General features: G+C 67.4%; 17 protein-coding genes and 1 pseudogene. 12 read left to right on the top strand and 6 right to left on the bottom strand.

Going from position 1 to position 17,113, the window contains the following annotated elements; all coding sequences use genetic code 11:
• Positions 1-86 precede the first annotated feature (86 nt).
• From IB259_RS07010 to IB259_RS06995, 4 genes are all read left to right on the top strand, one after another.
• Positions 87-749 carry a response regulator transcription factor gene (locus tag IB259_RS07010; RefSeq protein ID WP_054456419.1) on the top strand — a complete coding sequence of 221 codons (663 nt, stop codon included), beginning with the start codon at positions 87-89 and terminating at the stop codon, positions 747-749.
• A complete protein-coding gene (locus IB259_RS07005; protein WP_119449401.1) occupies positions 746-2,134 on the top strand; it encodes an ATP-binding protein in 1,389 nt (462 codons plus the stop codon). The genes IB259_RS07010 and IB259_RS07005 overlap by 4 nt, the downstream gene beginning before the upstream one ends.
• Before the next feature lie 124 nt (positions 2,135-2,258).
• A complete protein-coding gene (locus IB259_RS07000) occupies positions 2,259-3,488 on the top strand; it encodes a DNA-binding protein (RefSeq protein ID WP_054456421.1) in 1,230 nt (409 codons plus the stop codon).
• A 34-nt stretch (positions 3,489-3,522) separates the two neighbouring features.
• Positions 3,523-4,188: a PQQ-binding-like beta-propeller repeat protein gene (locus IB259_RS06995; RefSeq protein ID WP_192328156.1), complete on the top strand. Its 666-nt coding sequence runs from the start codon at positions 3,523-3,525 to the stop codon at positions 4,186-4,188.
• Here the strand turns inward: IB259_RS06995 and IB259_RS06990 are convergent.
• Together IB259_RS06990 and IB259_RS06985 are read right to left on the bottom strand one after the other, a co-directional pair.
• Positions 4,175-4,912: a hypothetical protein gene (locus IB259_RS06990; protein ID WP_054456423.1), complete on the bottom strand. Its 738-nt coding sequence runs from the start codon at positions 4,910-4,912 to the stop codon at positions 4,175-4,177. The two genes, IB259_RS06995 and IB259_RS06990, sit on opposite strands and share 14 nt — an antisense overlap.
• Positions 4,913-4,965: 53 nt before the next feature.
• Positions 4,966-5,905 (bottom strand): annotated as a pseudogene (locus IB259_RS06985) (TCR/Tet family MFS transporter).
• A 119-nt stretch (positions 5,906-6,024) separates the two neighbouring features.
• Here IB259_RS06985 and tetR point away from each other — a divergent pair.
• From tetR to IB259_RS06965, 4 genes are all read left to right on the top strand, one after another.
• Complete coding sequence (gene tetR / locus IB259_RS06980; RefSeq protein WP_192328152.1) at positions 6,025-6,678, top strand: tetracycline resistance transcriptional repressor TetR; 654 nt, start codon at positions 6,025-6,027, stop codon at positions 6,676-6,678.
• 198 nt (positions 6,679-6,876) lie between these two features.
• Complete coding sequence (locus IB259_RS06975; RefSeq protein ID WP_054456426.1) at positions 6,877-8,001, top strand: TRAP transporter substrate-binding protein; 1,125 nt, start codon at positions 6,877-6,879, stop codon at positions 7,999-8,001.
• Positions 8,002-8,081: 80 nt separating this feature from the next.
• A complete protein-coding gene (locus tag IB259_RS06970) occupies positions 8,082-8,705 on the top strand; it encodes a TRAP transporter small permease subunit (protein WP_054456427.1) in 624 nt (207 codons plus the stop codon).
• Positions 8,702-10,666, top strand: coding sequence for a TRAP transporter large permease subunit (locus IB259_RS06965; protein ID WP_175162905.1), 1,965 nt, complete (start codon positions 8,702-8,704; stop codon positions 10,664-10,666). The genes IB259_RS06970 and IB259_RS06965 overlap by 4 nt, the downstream gene beginning before the upstream one ends.
• A gap of 43 nt (positions 10,667-10,709) precedes the next feature.
• Here IB259_RS06965 and IB259_RS06960 read toward each other — a convergent pair whose 3' ends face one another.
• On the bottom strand, positions 10,710-11,168 hold the full coding sequence (locus IB259_RS06960; protein ID WP_192328149.1) for a VOC family protein: 459 nt from the start codon (positions 11,166-11,168) through the stop codon (positions 10,710-10,712).
• A 35-nt stretch (positions 11,169-11,203) separates the two neighbouring features.
• Positions 11,204-11,719, bottom strand: coding sequence for a GNAT family N-acetyltransferase (locus tag IB259_RS06955; protein ID WP_192328146.1), 516 nt, complete (start codon positions 11,717-11,719; stop codon positions 11,204-11,206).
• A gap of 125 nt (positions 11,720-11,844) precedes the next feature.
• Here IB259_RS06955 and IB259_RS06950 point away from each other — a divergent pair, with 125 nt between their 5' ends.
• The gene (locus IB259_RS06950) at positions 11,845-12,375 is read left to right on the top strand and encodes a MarR family winged helix-turn-helix transcriptional regulator (protein ID WP_225588743.1); all 531 of its coding nucleotides are present in this window, start codon (positions 11,845-11,847) and stop codon (positions 12,373-12,375) included.
• Positions 12,372-13,151 carry a HEAT repeat domain-containing protein gene (locus tag IB259_RS06945; protein ID WP_192328143.1) on the top strand — a complete coding sequence of 260 codons (780 nt, stop codon included), beginning with the start codon at positions 12,372-12,374 and terminating at the stop codon, positions 13,149-13,151. Before IB259_RS06950 ends, IB259_RS06945 begins: the two co-directional genes overlap by 4 nt.
• A gap of 47 nt (positions 13,152-13,198) precedes the next feature.
• On the opposite strand, the gene IB259_RS06940 is transcribed toward IB259_RS06945, so the two are convergent.
• Entirely contained in the window at positions 13,199-13,948 is a 750-nt protein-coding gene (locus IB259_RS06940) for an SDR family oxidoreductase (protein ID WP_013394252.1), read from the bottom strand.
• Between the two features lie 175 nt (positions 13,949-14,123).
• On the opposite strand from IB259_RS06940, the gene IB259_RS06935 reads away from it, so the two are divergent.
• Positions 14,124-14,915, top strand: coding sequence for a DUF169 domain-containing protein (locus tag IB259_RS06935; protein ID WP_054456433.1), 792 nt, complete (start codon positions 14,124-14,126; stop codon positions 14,913-14,915).
• Here IB259_RS06935 and IB259_RS06930 read toward each other — a convergent pair.
• Positions 14,882-15,820: a LysR family transcriptional regulator gene (locus IB259_RS06930; protein ID WP_119449407.1), complete on the bottom strand. Its 939-nt coding sequence runs from the start codon at positions 15,818-15,820 to the stop codon at positions 14,882-14,884. The genes IB259_RS06935 and IB259_RS06930 overlap by 34 nt on opposite strands.
• Positions 15,821-15,927: 107 nt before the next feature.
• On the opposite strand from IB259_RS06930, the gene IB259_RS06925 reads away from it, so the two are divergent.
• A complete protein-coding gene (locus tag IB259_RS06925) occupies positions 15,928-17,106 on the top strand; it encodes a CynX/NimT family MFS transporter (RefSeq protein ID WP_175213515.1) in 1,179 nt (392 codons plus the stop codon).
• The last annotated feature ends 7 nt before the right edge of the window (positions 17,107-17,113 follow it).

Raw genomic sequence — 17,113 nt, 5'->3', positions numbered from 1 at the left:
GGCCGCAAGCCGCGGGCATGGCTTCTTAATAAGTTCTTAAACCGCGGCCGGCATGCTGCGGCATGGTTGATGGTTCTGGAGTTTTCTTGCGTGTCCTGCTAGTTGAAGACGACGCCATGTTGGGCGACGCCGTGCACACCAGCCTGGCGCAGTCCGGCGCCGACGTGCAATGGGTGCGTGACGTTGCGCAGGCGCGGCTGGCCCTGGTGGATCATGGTTTTCAAGCCGTGCTGCTGGACCTGGGGCTGCCGGATGGCAGCGGGCTGACGGTCCTGAAGCATCTGCGTGCGCGCTACGATGCCACGCCGGTGCTGATCCTGACCGCCCGCGACCGGCTGAGCGAGCGGATACAAGGCCTGGATGCCGGCGCCGATGACTACATCGTCAAGCCATTCCAACTGGACGAACTGCTGGCGCGGCTGCGCGCCGTGGTCCGGCGCAGCAGCAACGCCGTGGTTTCGGCGCTGCGCTGCCGCGACGTGGTGCTGGAGCCGGCCAGGCGGGCGGTGACCCGCGCAGGCGTGGAAGTCAGTCTCAGCGCGCATGAATACCGAACGCTGCTCGCCCTCATGGAGCGCATCGGCCACACCGTCAGCCGCGAACAACTGGAGGCCGCCGTCTACGGCGACAGCGGCGCCATCGAAAGCAACACGGTGGCCGTCTACATCCATCAGTTGCGCCGCAAGCTGGGCGACAAGCTCATCGCCACGGTCCACGGCCTGGGCTACCGCATCGAGGCGGGCGAATGAAAACGCTGCGCAAGCAGCTCACGCTGACGCTGCTGGTGACGATGACCCTGTCATGGATCGCGGTGTTCGCCTTCCAGCAGTACGAAGCCACGCGCTCGCAGACCGGCGCGCGCGATCAATGGCTGCACGACGCGGCCAGCCAGATGCTGGCGTCGCTGCCGGTCAGCCTGCTGGGCAACGAGGCCCCGTCCGAGCGTTTCACTCCGCCCGCATCCAGCCGTGTCGACGGCGACAAGGTACGTTTCCACCTGTGGTCGCTGGCCGATCGCCGGCTGCTGCTGCGCTCGCCCGAGTCGCCCGCGCAACCCTTGAGCGGCGGCTTCCAGGACGGTTATTTCGACGTGCGCGCCGACGGCGTGGACTGGCGCGTGTACGCGATCTCCGACGCGCAGGGGCGGGTGCAGGTGCAGGTGGCGCGGCCGCAGAGCGAATTGCGCGCGCAGTCGCTGTACAGCCTGAAGCGCGGACTGCTTATCGTGTCTGTCCTGTTCGTGCTGCTGGCCGTGGTGAGCTGGATGGTGGTCGGCCGCGCCTTCCGCAAGGTGGACCGCGCCGGCGTGGCCATCGCGCGGCGCGGCCCGTTCGACCTGGCGCCGCTGCCCATGGCCGGCATGCCGGGCGAACTGCGTCCCTTCATCCGCTCGATCAACCAGCTGTTGCTGCGGGTCAAGGGTGGCATGGACCGCGAGCGCCGCTTTCTGGAAGATGCCGCGCACGAGCTGCGCACCCCGCTGGCCGCGCTGAGCGCGCATGCCGAACTGGTGGCCCGCAGCGCGGGTTCCGGCGACGCCCCGGCCGCCATCGAGAAACTGCGGCTGGTCGCCCAGCGCACCTCGCGCCTGTCCGAACAATTGCTGGACCAGGCCCGCATGGATGCGCTCAGCGCCAGCGCCGACGAGCCGGAGCTGGTCGAACTGGACGCGCTGGTGGCCATGCTGGTGCGCGATTGGGAATCCGACGCCACCCGCAAGCAGCTGCGCATCCAGCTGGATGTGCAGGCCTGCGTCGTCAGGGGGCGGCTGGACGCGCTGGGCGTGTTGGTGCGCAACCTGCTGGACAATGCCGTGCGCTATACGCAGAGCGGCGGCCAGATCGTGGTTTCCTGCGGACCGTCGCCCGACGGCGGAGCCTGCCTGCGCGTGGCCGACGACGGACCGGGCATCGCGCCGCAGGAACGCTCGCGCGTGTTCGACCGCTTCTATCGCGCCCCAGGCAGCGCCGCGGGGGGCAGCGGCATCGGCCTGTCGCTGGTGGCGCAGATCGCGCAACAGCATGGCGCCGAGATCACGTTGGGCGAGGGCCTGCGCGGCGCGGGCGTGGCGCTGACGGTGACTTTCCCGCCTGCAGCCGGGGGAACTCCCGCAGCAGGCGCGCAGGGCGCTTGAACCCGCCGGACCGGGGGCGGGGATTGAAATGCCGGCCGGCCTGACTGCGCAGCAAATCCTCGCCAGGTGGTAGATTAGTTTCCGGCAATCGGACTGAGGGAGCGGCGTCAGTGGCGGGATTTCCATGGATTTGCTGATCACCTCGGCAGCGCGCGCACTGGCCGCCGGCAATCCGCTGGGCGCCCTGAACCTCGTGGCCTTGCGCGATGACGCGCCCGCGCTGGCCTTGCGCGGCATCGCCATGGCCCAACTGGGCGATTTCCGCCGCGCCCGCGCCCTGCTGCGCAGCGCAGCCCGGAACTTCGATCACAAGAATGTGCTGGCCCGCTCCAGATGCGTCGTAGCCGAGGCCGAGATCGCCCTGGTATCGCGCGATCTGGCCTGGCCGGAAAAGGCCCTGGAGGCCGCGCGCGCCGCGCTGGAAGCCCATGGCGATCCGGCCAACGCCGCGCATGCGAGGCATCTGCAGGCGCGGCGTGAACTGCTGCTTGGCCAGCTCGATCGGGCCGAGGACGCCCTGGCCATGCTGGACCCGGCCTCGCTGGCCCCGGCTTCCCGCGCCATCCACGAACTGATCGCAGCCGGTATCGCCTTGCGGCGCCTGCGCACCGAGCGCGCGCGCGCCGCGCTGACCCAGGCCGAGCTTGCGGCCCGCGTCGCCGGCATCCCCGCGCTGATGGCCGAGGTGGAACACGCCACCCTGGTCCTGAATACGCCAGCCGCGCGCCTGATCGGGCAGGGCGTCCAGCGGCCCATTCTGCTGGATGAAGTGGAAGCGCTGCTGGCATCCGACACGCTGGTGGTGGATGGTTGCCGTCACGCGGTGCGCAGCGCAGGCCGCGAGATTCCGCTGGCGAGCCGGCCGGTGCTGTTCGCGCTGGCCCGCGTCCTGGCCGAAGCCTGGCCGCAGCCCGCGCCCAGGGAAACGCTTATTGAGCAGGCCTTTCGCACGGCCTATTTCGATGAAACGCACCGCGCGCGCTTGCGGGTGGAGATAGGACGCCTGCGCGCAGCCTTGGACGGCGTGGCCGGCATCAGCGCCGCGCGCGGCGGTTTCGTTCTGAGGCCCGAAGCCGACAGGCCGGTGGCGTTGCTGGCCCGGCCAAGCGGCGAGGGCGACAGGGATCAGGGAGCGGTGCTGGCCTGTCTGGCCGACGGCGAAGCCTGGTCCAGCTCGGCCCTGGCCCTGGCCTTGGGCGCAAGCCAGCGCACCGTGCAGCGCACGCTGGACGCGCTGGCGGCGGCAGACAAGGTGCAGGCTTGCGGACAGGGCCGGGCCCGCCGCTGGATGACGCCGCAGGTGCCGGGATTCACGACAACCTTGTTACTCCCGGCCGCGCTGGCCGCCGACTAGCATGAAGGCTCGAACTCCAGTTCAAGGAACCGACATGAAACGAACGCAAGCCCAGATCATTCGCGAGTACGGCCCATTTCCCGGCGTGCAGGCCGTGCATGGCGTGACTTATGACGGCCGGCAGGTCTGGTTTGCCGCCGGCGAAAAGCTGATTGCCATGGACCCGGATAGCGGCAGCACGCAAGCCTCGATCGACATTGTTGCCGACGCGGGCACGGCCTTTGACGGCAAGTATCTCTACCAGATCTCCGACGGCACCATCGTCAAGCTGGAACCGCAGAGCGGGCGGGTGCTGAGCCGCATCCCCGCGCCCGGCGGCGGCGGCGCTTCGGGCATGGCCTGGGCCGAGGGCAGCCTGTGGGTGGCCGAGTACCGCCAGCGCAAGATCTACCAGGTGGACCCGGAGACCGGCCGCGTGCTGCGCACCATCGAATCCAACCGCTACGTCACCGGCGTGACCTGGGTGGACGGCCAACTGTGGCACGGCACCTGGGAGGACGGCGCCAGCGATCTGCGGCAGCTGGACGAAAAGACCGGCGAAGTGCTGCAAAGCGTGGAGATGCCGGCCGGCATCGGCGTGTCGGGGCTGGAATCGGATGGCGCCGGCTGCTTTTTCTGCGGCGGCGGCGACAGCGGCAAGCTGAGGGCGGTGCGCCGTCCGCCAGCCAAGGCCGACGATACGGCGGTCACCAACGGATGATGTAGGGCCTGTCTCCCAGTTCCCACACGCCGTCTTTCCGTTCCAGCATGATGTACTCGGTTTGCCATTCGTCCGGCTGGTCTTCCGGCGCAAAGCCGGACAGGTACGGACGGAAGGCGGGATCCGCCGCCCAGTCCGCCGTGCTGCGGTCCAGCCGCCATTCGAACTTCACCGCCGAGACCAGGTTGGGGTTGTCGTCGAATGGATTCTTGAGCGGCTTGGTATGGGTGAGGATCTTGCCGATCTGCAGGCCGGGGGCGCAGAACTTCGCGGTATAGACCAGCTTGGAGTTGAGGCGGGCCTCGCCATCCGTGTAGTAGGGCCGGCCTTTATCCGTCAGCTCCATGCGGCTGCTCGCGTCCTCGGGATCCTCGTCCGCTTGCGGTGGCCCGCCGTCGCCGTTGGCGCTGACGCGCTTGACCGTGACCAGCTGATGCTTGATCAACCCCTGCACGATCCTGTCCTGGCTTTCCAGGAAAGCGGTGTAGACATCAGTGGGCAAGGGCCGCACGCCCACGACGTTGACGCAGGCGCCGACCGGCGCATATTCCGGTTGCGCCGTGGCCTCGACCAGGATCTTGCGCATCTTGCCTTCGGTCAGGCCCGGACCCAGGGGTGATTGCCACCATGCATAAAAACCCGCGGCGCCCGCGATGATCAGGCCCAAGGCCCAGGCCTTGCGTGGAATCCGGCGGCGGTTGACGGCGCGCTGCTTCTGGTTCATTCCTTTCCTTGCCGATTGTGGTTCCCCGATAGTAGCGCGGGACCAGTGCAGTCCTACCAGACCTTGCCTTGCGAGGTTCCGCGGCGCAAGACCGGCAGGCAGGCAAAATACAGCCCGGCGCCCGCAATCCATGCCCATCCTTTCCACGCGTTCAGCGTCGCGGCATAGAGCGCCGTGATGGCCAACGGCCCGACTATCACGCTCAGGCTGGACAGCGCGGCCAGCGCGCCCTGCAACTGGCCCTGGCGTTCCTGCTCCACCTGCGCGGACAACATGGCTTGCAATGCGGGCATGCCGATGCCGCCCGAAGCCAGCAGGAGCATGATGGGGAACGCCATCCATCCCCGCGACGCAAACGCCAACAGGACATAGCCCAGGGCATCGGCGCCCATGCCCAGCAACAGCGTACGTTTTTCGCCCAGCCGCGCTGTGACGGGCCCGGTGGCCAGTCCCTGTATCAGCGCGTGCAGCGCGCCGAATGCGGCGATTCAGGATTGCGGCTGCCAGGAACGGCGTGTGCGGCGAGACGCCGCCCAGCAGGCCGCCGATGACGGGCCCCGCAATCATGCCGACGCCGAAGCAGGCGCTCATCAGGCCGAAGTAGCGCGCGCGCTCGTGGCCCTGCGCAAGATCGGCGATGCAGGCGCCCGCCACGGCGCCCGTGGCGCCGGTGATGCCGGCGACGAGCCGTCCCGCGTACAGGACCGGCAGCGTTGGCGCTGTCGCCATGATCAGGTAGTCGATGGCGGCGCCCGCCAGCGAGAGCAGCAGGATGGGCCGCCGGCCGTAGCGGTCGGACAGCGCGCCCAGCGCCGGAGCGCACAAGAACTGCATCAGGGCATAGGCTGCCAGCAGGGCGCCGTAATGGCCCGCTATGTCCTCCGATTGCACCAGGCCGCGCAACAGGCCGGGCAGGACGGGCATGACCAGGCCTATGCCTGCGGCGTCCAGGGCGACGGTACTGAGGATGACCAGGGCGTGGCCGGCTCTCATGCGCGGCCTCGTGGCGGGTGGATGGACTGCATGTTGTCTGATCTGTTATTTATCATTGATAAATTTTTCGCTACGATAATTTATCATCGATAAAATTTCAAGATGAACGAGGAATCGCCATGACCAAATTGCAAGCGGATGTCGTGATCCGGGCCGGCCTGGACCTGCTGAACGAGGTCGGCGCCGATGGGCTGACGACGCGCAAGCTGGCCGAACGCCTGGGGGTTCAGCAACCCGCGCTGTACTGGCATTTCAAGAACAAGCGCGCACTGCTGGACCGCCTGGGCGAGGCGATGCTGTCGGAGAGCCACACGTATTCGATGCCCAGGTCCGGCGACACCTGGCGTTCATTCCTCAACGGCAATGCGCGCAGTTTCCGGCGCGCATTGCTGGCCTATCGTGACGGCGCACGCATACACGCCGGCACCCGGCCGAGCGAGCCGCAATTCGAAGCCGTGGAGGCGCAGTTGGCGTTCCTGTGCAAGGACGGCTTCGCGCCCGCCGATGCCGCCTACGCGTTGACGACTGTCAGCTATTTCACGGTCGGCGCCGTGCTGGAACAGCAGGCCGCCGCGGCCGATGAGCAGGAGCGGCAGGCCGGCGCGAAGCAGACCCCGTCCTCGGCGACGCCATTGCTAACCGCGGCTTTGCAGGCCCTCGACGCCGCCGGACCCGATGCGGCATTCGAGTTTGGACTCGCGGCCATACTCGATGGACTGGAGCAGCGGCGTGGGCACTCCGTGTTGCCCGGGAAGATCGTGCGTAAGCACTAGTACTTGGTTTCTAGGGTAATTCCTGACGAGAAGCTGATTGTCAGCGATTAGTCAGAAAGGTTTAATCAGGCTCACGCTTTGCGCATCGTCCGCAATCGCGCCGGCGGGATTCCGCAGCAGGCTTCACCATCCCGCGCCCACGCAGGAGTAGTAACTACAAGCTGGTCCATGTAGTCCTAATTCAGGAGACAACACGCCATGCAACACGTTACCAAGCCCCGCCGCAAGTTCATCTCCGGCGCCGCTGTCGCCGGGGCCGCCGCGCTCGGATTTCCGGCAGTTGCCCGGGCACAGAATGCCCCGGTTTCCCTGCGCTTTCAGAGCACCTGGCCCGCCAACGACATCTTCCACGAGTTCGCGCGCGACTATGCGCAGAAGGTCAATGACATGGCCGGCGGCCAGTTGAAGATCGAGATCCTGCCGGCTGGCGCCGTGGTCAAGGCCTTCGACCTGCTGGACGCGGTGTCCGCGGGCACGCTGGACGGCGGGCATGGGGTGGTCGCCTACTGGTACGGCAAGAACACGGCGGTGGCGCTGTGGGGGTCTGGGCCGTCCTTCGGCATGGACGCCAACATGTTGCTGGCCTGGCACGAATACGGCGGCGGCAAGGAGCTGCTGGTCGAAATCCAGAAGGCCATGGGCGTGAACGTGGTGTCGCTGATGTACGGGCCGATGCCGACCCAGCCGTTCGGATGGTTCAAACGCCCGATCACCAAGATGGAAGAGGTCAAGGGCCTCAAGTTCCGCACCGTCGGCCTGGCCATCGACATGTATACCGCCATGGGCGCGGCCGTGAACGCGTTGCCCGGCGGGGAAATCGTGCCGGCGCTGGACCGCGGGCTGCTGGACGGGGCGGAATTCAACAACGCTTCCTCGGACCTGGCCCTGGGCTTCCAGGACGTCTCCAAGATCTGCATGCTGCAGAGCTTCCACCAAAGCGCGGAGCAGTTCGAAATCCTCTTCAACAAGGCCAAGTACGACGCGCTGCCGGAACACCTGAAGCACATCCTCAGCTATGCCGCGCAGGCCTCCAGCGCGGACATGTCCTGGAAGGCGGCGAACCGCTATTCGCAGGACTACGTCAAGCTGCAGAAGGACCACAACGTCAAGTTCTACAAGACGCCAGACGCCATCCTGCAGCAGCAGCTGAAGATCTGGGACGAGATGATCGCCAAGCGCTCGGCCGAAAACCCCTTGTTCAAGAAGGTGCTGGAATCGCAACGGACCTTCGCCGAGCGGGTGGGGCGCTGGCACGGGGACACCTCGGTCAACTTCCGCATGGCCTACAACCACTACTTCTCGCGCTCCACCAAACAGGCTTGAAGGGCCGGTACCTGTATCCCGCGCCGCGCGCCATTCACCGGTGCGCGGCGGGACGCCATGCGTCTTGACCTGGAAGCGAGATGATCCGAATCATACGTTTCATAGACCGCATCTCCACTTTTGTCGGGCAAACCTTTGCCTGGTTGATCGTAGTCCTGACCTTGCACGTCTGCTGGGAGGTGGCCGCGCGCTACCTGTGGAACCAGCCCAGCGCCTGGGCGTTCGACATGCAGATGATGTATTACGGCATCCTGTTCATGATGGCGGGGGCCTATACCCTGGCCAAGAACGGACACGTGCGCGGAGACATCCTGTACGGCTTCCTGCCGCCGCGCGTGCAGGCGGCGCTGGACCTGATCCTGTACATCGTGTTCTTCTTCCCCGGCGTGATCGCGCTGGTGTGGGCGGGCTGGTATTACGCCGGCTACTCCATCGCCATCCGCGAGCATTCGTCGCTCATGGCCAACGGGCCGCCCATCTATCCCTTCAAGGCCTTCATCCCGATAGCCGGCGCGGTGCTGCTGGTGCAGGGCGTGGCGGAAGTGCTGCGCTGCGTGCTGTGCCTGAAGCGCGGCGCCTGGCCCTCGCGCGAGGAGGACGTTGAGGAAGTGGACGTCGACAAGCTCAAGAAGATGGTGCATGTAAAGGACGAGGACATCGCCAAGCTGGACCGCTACGTCACCACCGGGGAGCCGCGCTCATGAAGATCCACAAGGCGCTGTGGTTCGGCCTGTCGTGCATCGGCCTGGTGCTGCTGATGATCGCGTTCCTGACGCCCTGGGACCATCTGACCACGGGGCATATCGGCCTCTTGATGCTGGCGCTCATCGTGGTGGCCATCATGCTGGGCTTTCCGACGGCGTTCACACTGATGGGCATGGGAGTGTTGTTCACCTTCCTGGCGTACTACATGCAGAGTTCCGACGCGGGCCGCTCGGTCGGGCAGACGCTGGACCTGATGGTGCAGCGGACCTACGCCACGATGACCAACGACTCGTTGATTTCGATCCCGCTGTTCGTGTTCATGGGCTATCTGGTCGAACGCGCCAACCTGATCGAAAAACTGTTCCGCTCCATGCACCTGGCGCTGGCGCGCCTGCCGGGCGCGCTGGCGGTGGCCACGCTGGCGACCTGCGCGATCTTCGCCACCGCCACCGGCATCGTGGGCGCCGTGGTCACGTTGATGGGCCTGCTGGCCATGCCCGCCATGCTGAAGGCCGGCTACAGCGTGCGCCTGACCGCGGGTTCGATTACCGCTGGCGGCTGCCTGGGCATCCTGCTGCCGCCTTCCGTGATGCTGATCGTCTATGGCGCGACCACCGGCGTATCGGTGGTGCAGCTGTATGCCGGCGCGCTGTTCCCGGGCATCATGCTGGCCGTGCTGTACATGGTCTATGTGATCATCGTGGCCAAGCTGCGCCCCGACATGGCGCCGCCCCTGCCCAAGGAAGAGCGCGGCGTGCCGCTGTCCCCGGAATCCGCCGCGCTGGCGTCCGGCGGCTACACGCGCGCCGTGTCCGGCATGCTGGCGGCCCTGTTCAAGGGTCGCCGCAACAAGGACGTGCCGTTCGGCTTCCTGATGCGCAACATGGCGCTGGCGATTGCGCCGCTGGCGGTCACGGTGCTGCTGGTGGGCGTGGTCTACCAGGCGACGACGCGGCCGGCGGTCGTGTACGAGATCCCCGCCGAGTTGCAGCTGGGGTCGGGGGGATTCGATTCGGGCCTGAGCGAGCCGCCGGCAGACGATGGGCTGGCGGAGCCGCCTTCGAACGAGTTGGCGGAACCGCCTACGAATGATCCGCCCGCGGCCGGAGGCCTGGCCGAGCCGCCTGGCACGCCCGCCGCCACGCCAGCGGCCGCGCCCGAGACCACCGCCGCCGCGCAGGCGCCGGCATCCGCCGGCGAGAGTATCGCCGCGCCCCAGGGTTTCTGGATCTTCGCGGCCATATGCGCGGCCATCCTGGTGGCGTTCTATGCGATGCTGACCTGGGCGCGCATGGAAATCTTCAAGATGCTCATGGCCTCGTTCTTCCCGCTGGCCGTGATGATCGCGGCGGTGCTGGGCTCCATCGCCTTCGGCCTGGCCACGCCCAGCGAGGCCGCCGCCATGGGCGCCATGGGCGGCGCGCTGCTGGCCCTGGCATACCGGCGGCTGAACCTGCCGGTGCTGCGCGAATCCGTGTTCCTGACCGCCAAGACCAGCGCCATGGTGTGCTGGTTGTTCGTCGGTTCATCGATCTTCTCGGCGGCGTTCGCGCTGCTGGGAGGACAGCGCATCATCGAGGAATGGGTGCTGTCGCTGGGGCTGTCGCAGTTGCAGTTCCTGCTGCTGGCGCAGGTCATCATCTTCCTGCTCGGCTGGCCGCTGGAATGGACCGAGATCATCGTGATCTTCATGCCCATCTTCGTGCCGCTGCTCAACACCTTCGGCATCGACCCGCTGTTCTTCGGCCTGCTGGTCGCGCTGAACCTGCAGACGGCTTTCCTGTCGCCGCCAGTCGCCATGTCGGCGTTCTACCTGAAGGGCGTGTCGCCGCCGCACGTGACGCTGAACCAGATCTTCCTGGGCATGATGCCGTTCATGGGCATCCAGGTGGTGGCGATCTTCCTGCTGTACGTGTTCCCGGGCATTGGCATGTGGCTGCCGACGGTACTGTACCGGTAAGAGGCGGGGGCGGCGGTCGCGCCGCCTCCCGTTCCGCCTTGCCTCAGGCCTCTGCCTGAATGTCGCGCCGGCCCAGGCCCGCCGAATAGCGAATGAGATAGCCGTCCGGATCCTGCACCAGGAACTGCTGCACGCCCACCTCCGTGGTCCCGGCGCGATACCACTTCTCCTCGGGCTCCATGTACAGCGGCCAGCCGGCGCCGCGCAGGGCATCGACGATAGGCGTGATCGCGGGCACCTCGATCTGCAGATTGATCCCGCGCCCCAAGGGCGCTTCCAGCGGGCCGGTGATCCAGTTCCTGCCGTGGCCGTATTCCTCCAGCATGACCTGGGATCCGTGCTTGTCCAGATAGGCGAAACGGTCTTCCGGGCGGTCGTAGGCTATCGAGAACCCGCAAAGCCTGCACCAGAAATGCAGGCTCTTGCGGATGTCGGACACCAGCAGTTCGGGCACGACGCGGGCGGCGGAGAATTCGGCGGCGGGAAGGACGGGGTAGTTCATGGCGGAGATTTGCAGGATGCGCAGGAGGGCGGGAATCAATGCCGCGGGAACCGGTAGGATCCAGCGGCAGGACGCGGCAGTGTATAGACGATGGTCTCGCGGTCGTAGTGGCGTTCGCGCGCCCGGAACGTAAACCCGAGTTTTTCCAGGACGCGTACGGAGGCTTGGTTGTCGGGCCAGACAACCGCGACGAGTTCGGAAACTTCCGTTTCGCGCCAGGCATACTCGCACAATTGCTGCGCGGCCTGGCTTGCATATCCCTTTCCCCAAGCCGCGCGCTGCAGCCGATAGGCAAGCTGGATGCTATCCGTGCCAGCCAATGGGACCAGGCTTACCCAGCCCATTGCGACGCCGTCTACTGTGATCGCCCAGTGGCCCAGTTGGGTCGGCGGTTCCCGCAGCCATGCCAGCAGCTCCTGCCGCCGTGCCTCGTCTGCCGGTTTGATGCCGGTGCTGTAGCGCATGACCTCGGGATCGGATTCCATGGCCAGCAGCATGGGGATGTCATCTTCCTGCATGCGGCGCAGGGTCACGCGGGGAGGCAAGGGCATGGATTCATTCACTGGCTGCTTGGGTAGCCAGGATGATAGCCGTTCATAGCCACCAGCCCGTCTTGCGGAAATATGGTTAGGCGCCTTATTATTTCGGCATCGAGAATCACTGGGCTGGATTACTCATGCAAGACCCACAACACATGCTTGAACCCAAACACCGCGCGCTGCTCGATGTCGCCGCCAAGCGCGGCCTGCCGTCGGCCGACGGCATAGCCCTTTGCTTTCAGCTGCTGTCGCTGGCCAGCGCCATCGACCGCGATTGCGCTGCCCGGCTGGCGCCGCGCAAGTTGTCGGAGGGAAAGTTCGTGCTGCTGTTCCTGCTGCATGAGCAGGCCGACGGCATGTCGCCGCACGAGCTGGCCGATGGCGCGGGCGTCACGCGGGCCACGGTCACGGGCCTGCTGGACGGCCTGGAGCGCGATGGTTTCGTCTCGCGCCGCGCGGGCAAGGAAGACCGGCGCAAGATCATCGTGAAGCTGAGCGCCAAGGGGCGGGCCGAGGCCGCGCAGCTGTTCAAGACGCATACGGACTGGATAGATTCCCTGTTTGCGGGCTTGGGCCCGGCGGACCGGGCGCGCCTGCGCACGCTGCTGGGCAAGATCTGGCAGGGAACCGACGCGGGCCGGACCGCGGGACAGGAGAGCACGCAATGAACAAGAAAGCTGCCGCCGCGCCGACGGGCAGGGGCGTGAAGGACATCGGCGCGGAACGCCTGGCGCAGCTGAACGCGGGCGAGCCGGCACGCAATCTGACCGAATGCCTGGCCGTGGACTTTGCCGAATTGATGCAGGCAGCCGCGCCCCAGGTCGGCGCCGAAGCCATCGCAGTTCTGCGCGCGCAGGCTGCGACGGGCATCTCCAAGCGCATGGCCGTGGCGGCGCGGACGCTGCTGGACGGCCTGGGCGCGGACGCCTTCAAGCAACTGCGTGATCACCGTTCGGATACCGTCCGGGGCTGGGCCTGCTTCATGGTCGGCGCAATGCCGGACCTGAGCTTGCAACAGCGGGTGGCGCTGATCCGGCCGCTGGCCGATGACGGGCATTTCGGCGTGCGGGAATGGGCCTGGCTGGCGGTGCGTCCACAATTGGCGGCGGAACTGGACGCCGCAGTGGAACTGCTGCGGCCCTGGACCGCGGACGCGTCCGAACGCGTACGTCGTTTTGCCAGCGAGTCGCTGCGCCCACGCGGGGTATGGTGCGCGCACATTGCGGCCTTGAAGGCTAATCCCGGCCGCGCGTTGCCGCTGCTGGAACCGCTGCGGGCCGATCCGGCCATCTACGTGCAGGACTCGGTGGCGAACTGGCTGAACGACGCCAGCAAGGACCAGCCGGACTGGGTGCGCGAAGTCTGCGCGCGCTGGTCGCGGGGCAAGCCGGCCGCGGCGACACAACGCATCTGCCAGCGCGCGCTGCGTTCCATCGGCGCCTAGCCGCGGGTTTGGGCAGATACGCTTGCGCCCATCCGGCCGGCCAGCGATTACAACTGGCTCATGCCCCCATCCGCGATGATTTCCGTGCCCACGATGAAGGCGGATTCGGGCGAGGCCAGGTGCAGCACCGTGGAGGCGATTTCCTGCGGCGTGCCGAAACGCCCCAGCGGCACCTGGGCGCGGATGCTGGCGGCGGTCTTTTCCAGCGCCGCGGCATCCAGGCCCAGCTTGTCATAGATCGGCGTGGCGACCGGCCCGGGACTGATGACGTTGACGCGTATGCCGCGCGGCAGCAGCTCGGCCGACAAGGTCTTGGCCAGCGAAATCAGCGCGGCCTTGCTGGCCGCGTAGATCGATGAGGCAGGCATGCCGATGCGGGCGTTGATCGAACCATTTAGCACGATGGACGCGCCCGGGTTGAGCAGCGGGTCCAGCGCCTGCAACTGGAAAAAGGCGCCTTTGACGTTGGTCGAGAAGGTCTGGTCCCAGAGGGCCTCGGTGGCTTCGGCCAGCGGCGCAAAGCGGGCCACGCCGGCGTTGATGAAGACGGCGTCCAGACGGATGCCGGCCTGGCGCAGTTCGGTCGCCAGCGCAGCGGGGGCGCCGGGGGCGCCGGCGTCGTTGCGCAGCGCCAGCGCATGCGAACCCAGGCTGGCGCGCACCTGCTTGAGCACCGCGGCGTCGCGCCCGGTGACGACGACGCGGGCGCCCTCGGCGGCGAAAGCCTGGGCGGCGGCCAGGCCGATGCCGCTGGTGCCGCCGGTGATCAGGACGGTCTTCTGTTCGAAACGGTTCATGGTGGGCTCCTTGGAAGCCGGGGGGTGTCCTGCGCGTTTGCGGCGGGCGGGTTTGCCGCTATCCACGATAGATCAATCAGGGGCCCGGCGGGCGATTCGTTATAGTCATTGCTGACCGCGATCAATCTGCGGCAATGCGGCGAAGTCCGCGCACAAAACAGTCCAAGGGACGGGCATGGAAGAGACGACACTGAACTGGGCATCGCTGGTCGATGATCTGAACAAATTGCTGCGCCTGAAGACCACGGTCATCGGCATGAAGCTCTACGAGCGCGAAGACGACATGGCCGCGGTCAAGGGCCTGCGGCGTCCGCAGGCCACGCACACCACCGACCAGATCGTGGGCATGGCCGCCCGGCTCGGTTGGACGGTAGGAATCACGGGCGACGACCTGGTCGGCGCGCAATGCCGCGCCGTGGTCGGCCTGGGGCCGCAGGATGAGGCCTGGAAGCGCGGCGAGGATTACGTGGGCGTCTGGCACGCCACCCAGGAAGATGCCCAGGCGCGCCAGGAGGCGCTGTCCTGTGTGCCGGCGGGCAAGTACCGCGGGCTGGTGGTGTCGCCGCTGGCCTCGGGCCGGCTGGACCCGCCCGACGTCTGCTTGATCTACGCCACGCCGGGCCAGATGATCATCCTCATCAATGGCTTGCAATGGAAGAACTACCGGCGCTTTGACTGGAGCGTGGTGGGCGAAACGGCCTGTGCCGACTCCTGGGGCCGCGCGCTCGCCACCGGCGAGCCCAGCCTGTCCTTGCCCTGTTACGCCGAGCGCCGCTACGGCGGCGTGCCCGACGAGGAAATGCTGATGGCCTTGCCGCCGCGCTACCTGCCCATCGCAATCGAGGGCATGAAGGCGCTGTCGGCCAATGGCCTGCGCTACCCGATTCCGCCCTACGGCATCCAGAACGACGTGCGCGCCGGCATGGGCGTGAGCTATGCGCGTGCGCCAGCGTCGTCCAAGCCCTGATGGACGGCTGCGCGCAAGGCGCCCGCCAGCACGCGGGCGGCCGGTCCCAGCGGCTGGTCGATGCGGTGCGCCAGATAGGTTTCGCTGACCACCTGGCTGCCGCGCCCCAGGCTGTCGGTCGGCAGGCGCAGCAGGCGGCCTTCGGCCAGGTCGCGCTCCACCTGCCAGTAGGGCAGCCGGCCCCAGCCCACGCCCGCCAGGATCAGGGCGTGCTTGGTGTCCTGGCCGCTGACGCGGCAGGTCTGCGGCGACAGCACTGCGAAGTCCCGGCCCTGGGTCAGCGTGGAGGGATCCGTCTGCACGATCTGCACGTGGTCGGCGAGTTCGGCCGGACCCAGTGGCATGTCGGCCGCGACGCGCTGCGCCAAGGCGTGGCCCGCGCCCACCACCGCCACCATCTGCACGGACGACAGCGCCTGCATCACGATCCGCGGATTGCGAAAATGGTCGCCGGCGACGATGGCCAGCGTATGGCTGCGCGTCAGCAGGGCTTCCACCGGGCCGCCCAGGGGCAGCACGGATACGCGCACGGCGACGGACGGATAGACGGCGCGCAGCGCGTTCAGGGCGGCGCCTACGTCGGCGATCGGAAACAGCGTGTCCACCGCCAGCGACAGTTCCAGCTCGACGCCTTCGCCCAGGCCCTGGGCGCGGGCGCGCATGGCGTCCACGCGGAGCAGGATGTCGCGGGCGTTGGCCAGCAGGGCCGCGCCTTGCGGCGTCATCACGGGCCGGTGGCCGCTGCGGTCGAACAGGGTCACGCCCAGCTGCGCTTCCATATTGGCGATGGCGTGGCTGACGGCCGATTGCACGCGCGACAGGCGGCGCGCGGCCGCGCGGAAACTGCCGGCGTCGGCCACGGCGGCGAATACGCGCAACTGGTCCAGGGTCAGGGCGTCTATCATTCTGCCGGCTGATCTATCCAATCGATCAATTCCATCAAAAGATTATCACTTACCGGGATCGGTTTGCGCTGGCATCCTGGCTGGGTCGTAAAACAAGGGAGACAAGGATGGGCAAGGAAGGAACGCGCTGGTCGGCGGTGTTGGCCATCGTGGGGGCAGGGGTGGTTGCGGCGCTGCAAGTGGGCAAGGTCATCATTGCAGCGCCCTTGCTGCGCAAGGACATGGGGCTGGATCTGGCCTCCATCGGCGCGCTGGCCGCGGTGTTTTCGATCCTGGGCCTGGTCGGCGGCATTGCCGCGGGCGGCGTCATCAACCGCTATGGCGCGCGGCGCATGCTGCTGGCGGGCCTGGCGGCGACGGCGGTGGGCTCCGTGATGGGCGCGATGGCGTCCGCCTACAGCGTCCTGCTGGTCTCGCGGGTGGTGGAGGGGCTGGGCTTTCTGATGATTACCGTGGCTGGACCCGCGGCCCTGCAACGCATGGTGTCCGCGTCCACCCGCGACTACGCCTTCGCGCTGTGGAGTTGCTACATGCCGGCGGGCATGGCGATTGCGATGCTGGCCTCGCAGGCCTTCAGCGGCTGGCAGGCCTATTGGTGGTGCGCCGGCGCAGCGGTGCTGGTGGCCATGGTATGCGTGGCGGCGCTGGCGCCGGCCAACCCGGGCGGGGCCAGCCTGTCGTGGCGAGGCTTGCGGCAGGACACGGTCGATACCATGGGCGCGCCCGGTCCGCGCCTGCTGGCGCTGTCGTTCACGCTCTACAGTCTGATGTTCTTCGCGTTGTTCACCTTCCTGCCCGTGCTGCTGACCGAGCAACTGGGCCTGCCGCTGGCGACCGCCGGCCTGTACAGCGCCATCGCCAGCGCCGCCAACGTGGTCGGCAACCTGGGCGCGGGCGTGCTGCTGGCGCGCGGCTGGCGGCGTTCCACCCTGATCGCCTGCGCCAGCCTGATCATGGGCGCGGTGGCGCTGTTGATCTTCCGCTCGGTGCTGCCGGCCATGCCCACCTTCCTGCTGTGTGTGCTGTTCTCGGCGGTGGGCGGACTGATACCGGCCACGCTGCTGGGCACGGCGCCGCTGCTGGCGCCGCGGCCGGCGTTGACACCGGCTTCGGTGGGGCTGGTGATGCAGGGGAGCGGCCTGGGCCAGGTGATCGGCCCGGTGGCGGTGGGCGGCGCGATCGACCGCTACGGCTGGTCGGTGGCATCGCTGATCGTCGCGGCCGCCGGGCTGGGCGGGGTGTTTCTGGCGTGGCGCTTGCGGCGCCTCAAAGGTCCGGGGTTATAGAGCGCCC

It is taken from the genome of Achromobacter sp. ACM04 (genome assembly GCF_014851465.1).
GTDB lineage: Bacteria > Pseudomonadota > Gammaproteobacteria > Burkholderiales > Burkholderiaceae_B > Achromobacter > Achromobacter aegrifaciens.
Note: the sequence above shows the minus strand (reverse complement) of the source record. Positions and strands in the feature narration are given on the sequence as shown.

Excerpts from the sequence above, each read along its gene's own strand:
- IB259_RS07005 (WP_119449401.1), top strand. The coding sequence starts at position 746 with ATGAAAACGCTGCGCAAGCAGCTCACGCTGACGCTGCTGGTGACGATG.
- IB259_RS07000 (WP_054456421.1), top strand. The coding sequence starts at position 2,259 with ATGGATTTGCTGATCACCTCGGCAGCGCGCGCACTGGCCGCCGGCAAT.
- IB259_RS06995 (WP_192328156.1), top strand. The coding sequence starts at position 3,523 with ATGAAACGAACGCAAGCCCAGATCATTCGCGAGTACGGCCCATTTCCC.
- IB259_RS06990 (WP_054456423.1), bottom strand. The coding sequence starts at position 4,912 with ATGAACCAGAAGCAGCGCGCCGTCAACCGCCGCCGGATTCCACGCAAG.
- tetR (WP_192328152.1), top strand. The coding sequence starts at position 6,025 with ATGACCAAATTGCAAGCGGATGTCGTGATCCGGGCCGGCCTGGACCTG.
- IB259_RS06975 (WP_054456426.1), top strand. The coding sequence starts at position 6,877 with ATGCAACACGTTACCAAGCCCCGCCGCAAGTTCATCTCCGGCGCCGCT.
- IB259_RS06970 (WP_054456427.1), top strand. The coding sequence starts at position 8,082 with ATGATCCGAATCATACGTTTCATAGACCGCATCTCCACTTTTGTCGGG.
- IB259_RS06965 (WP_175162905.1), top strand. The coding sequence starts at position 8,702 with ATGAAGATCCACAAGGCGCTGTGGTTCGGCCTGTCGTGCATCGGCCTG.
- IB259_RS06960 (WP_192328149.1), bottom strand. The coding sequence starts at position 11,168 with ATGAACTACCCCGTCCTTCCCGCCGCCGAATTCTCCGCCGCCCGCGTC.
- IB259_RS06955 (WP_192328146.1), bottom strand. The coding sequence starts at position 11,719 with ATGCCCTTGCCTCCCCGCGTGACCCTGCGCCGCATGCAGGAAGATGAC.
- IB259_RS06950 (WP_225588743.1), top strand. The coding sequence starts at position 11,845 with ATGCAAGACCCACAACACATGCTTGAACCCAAACACCGCGCGCTGCTC.
- IB259_RS06945 (WP_192328143.1), top strand. The coding sequence starts at position 12,372 with ATGAACAAGAAAGCTGCCGCCGCGCCGACGGGCAGGGGCGTGAAGGAC.
- IB259_RS06940 (WP_013394252.1), bottom strand. The coding sequence starts at position 13,948 with ATGAACCGTTTCGAACAGAAGACCGTCCTGATCACCGGCGGCACCAGC.
- IB259_RS06935 (WP_054456433.1), top strand. The coding sequence starts at position 14,124 with ATGGAAGAGACGACACTGAACTGGGCATCGCTGGTCGATGATCTGAAC.
- IB259_RS06930 (WP_119449407.1), bottom strand. The coding sequence starts at position 15,820 with ATGATAGACGCCCTGACCCTGGACCAGTTGCGCGTATTCGCCGCCGTG.
- IB259_RS06925 (WP_175213515.1), top strand. The coding sequence starts at position 15,928 with ATGGGCAAGGAAGGAACGCGCTGGTCGGCGGTGTTGGCCATCGTGGGG.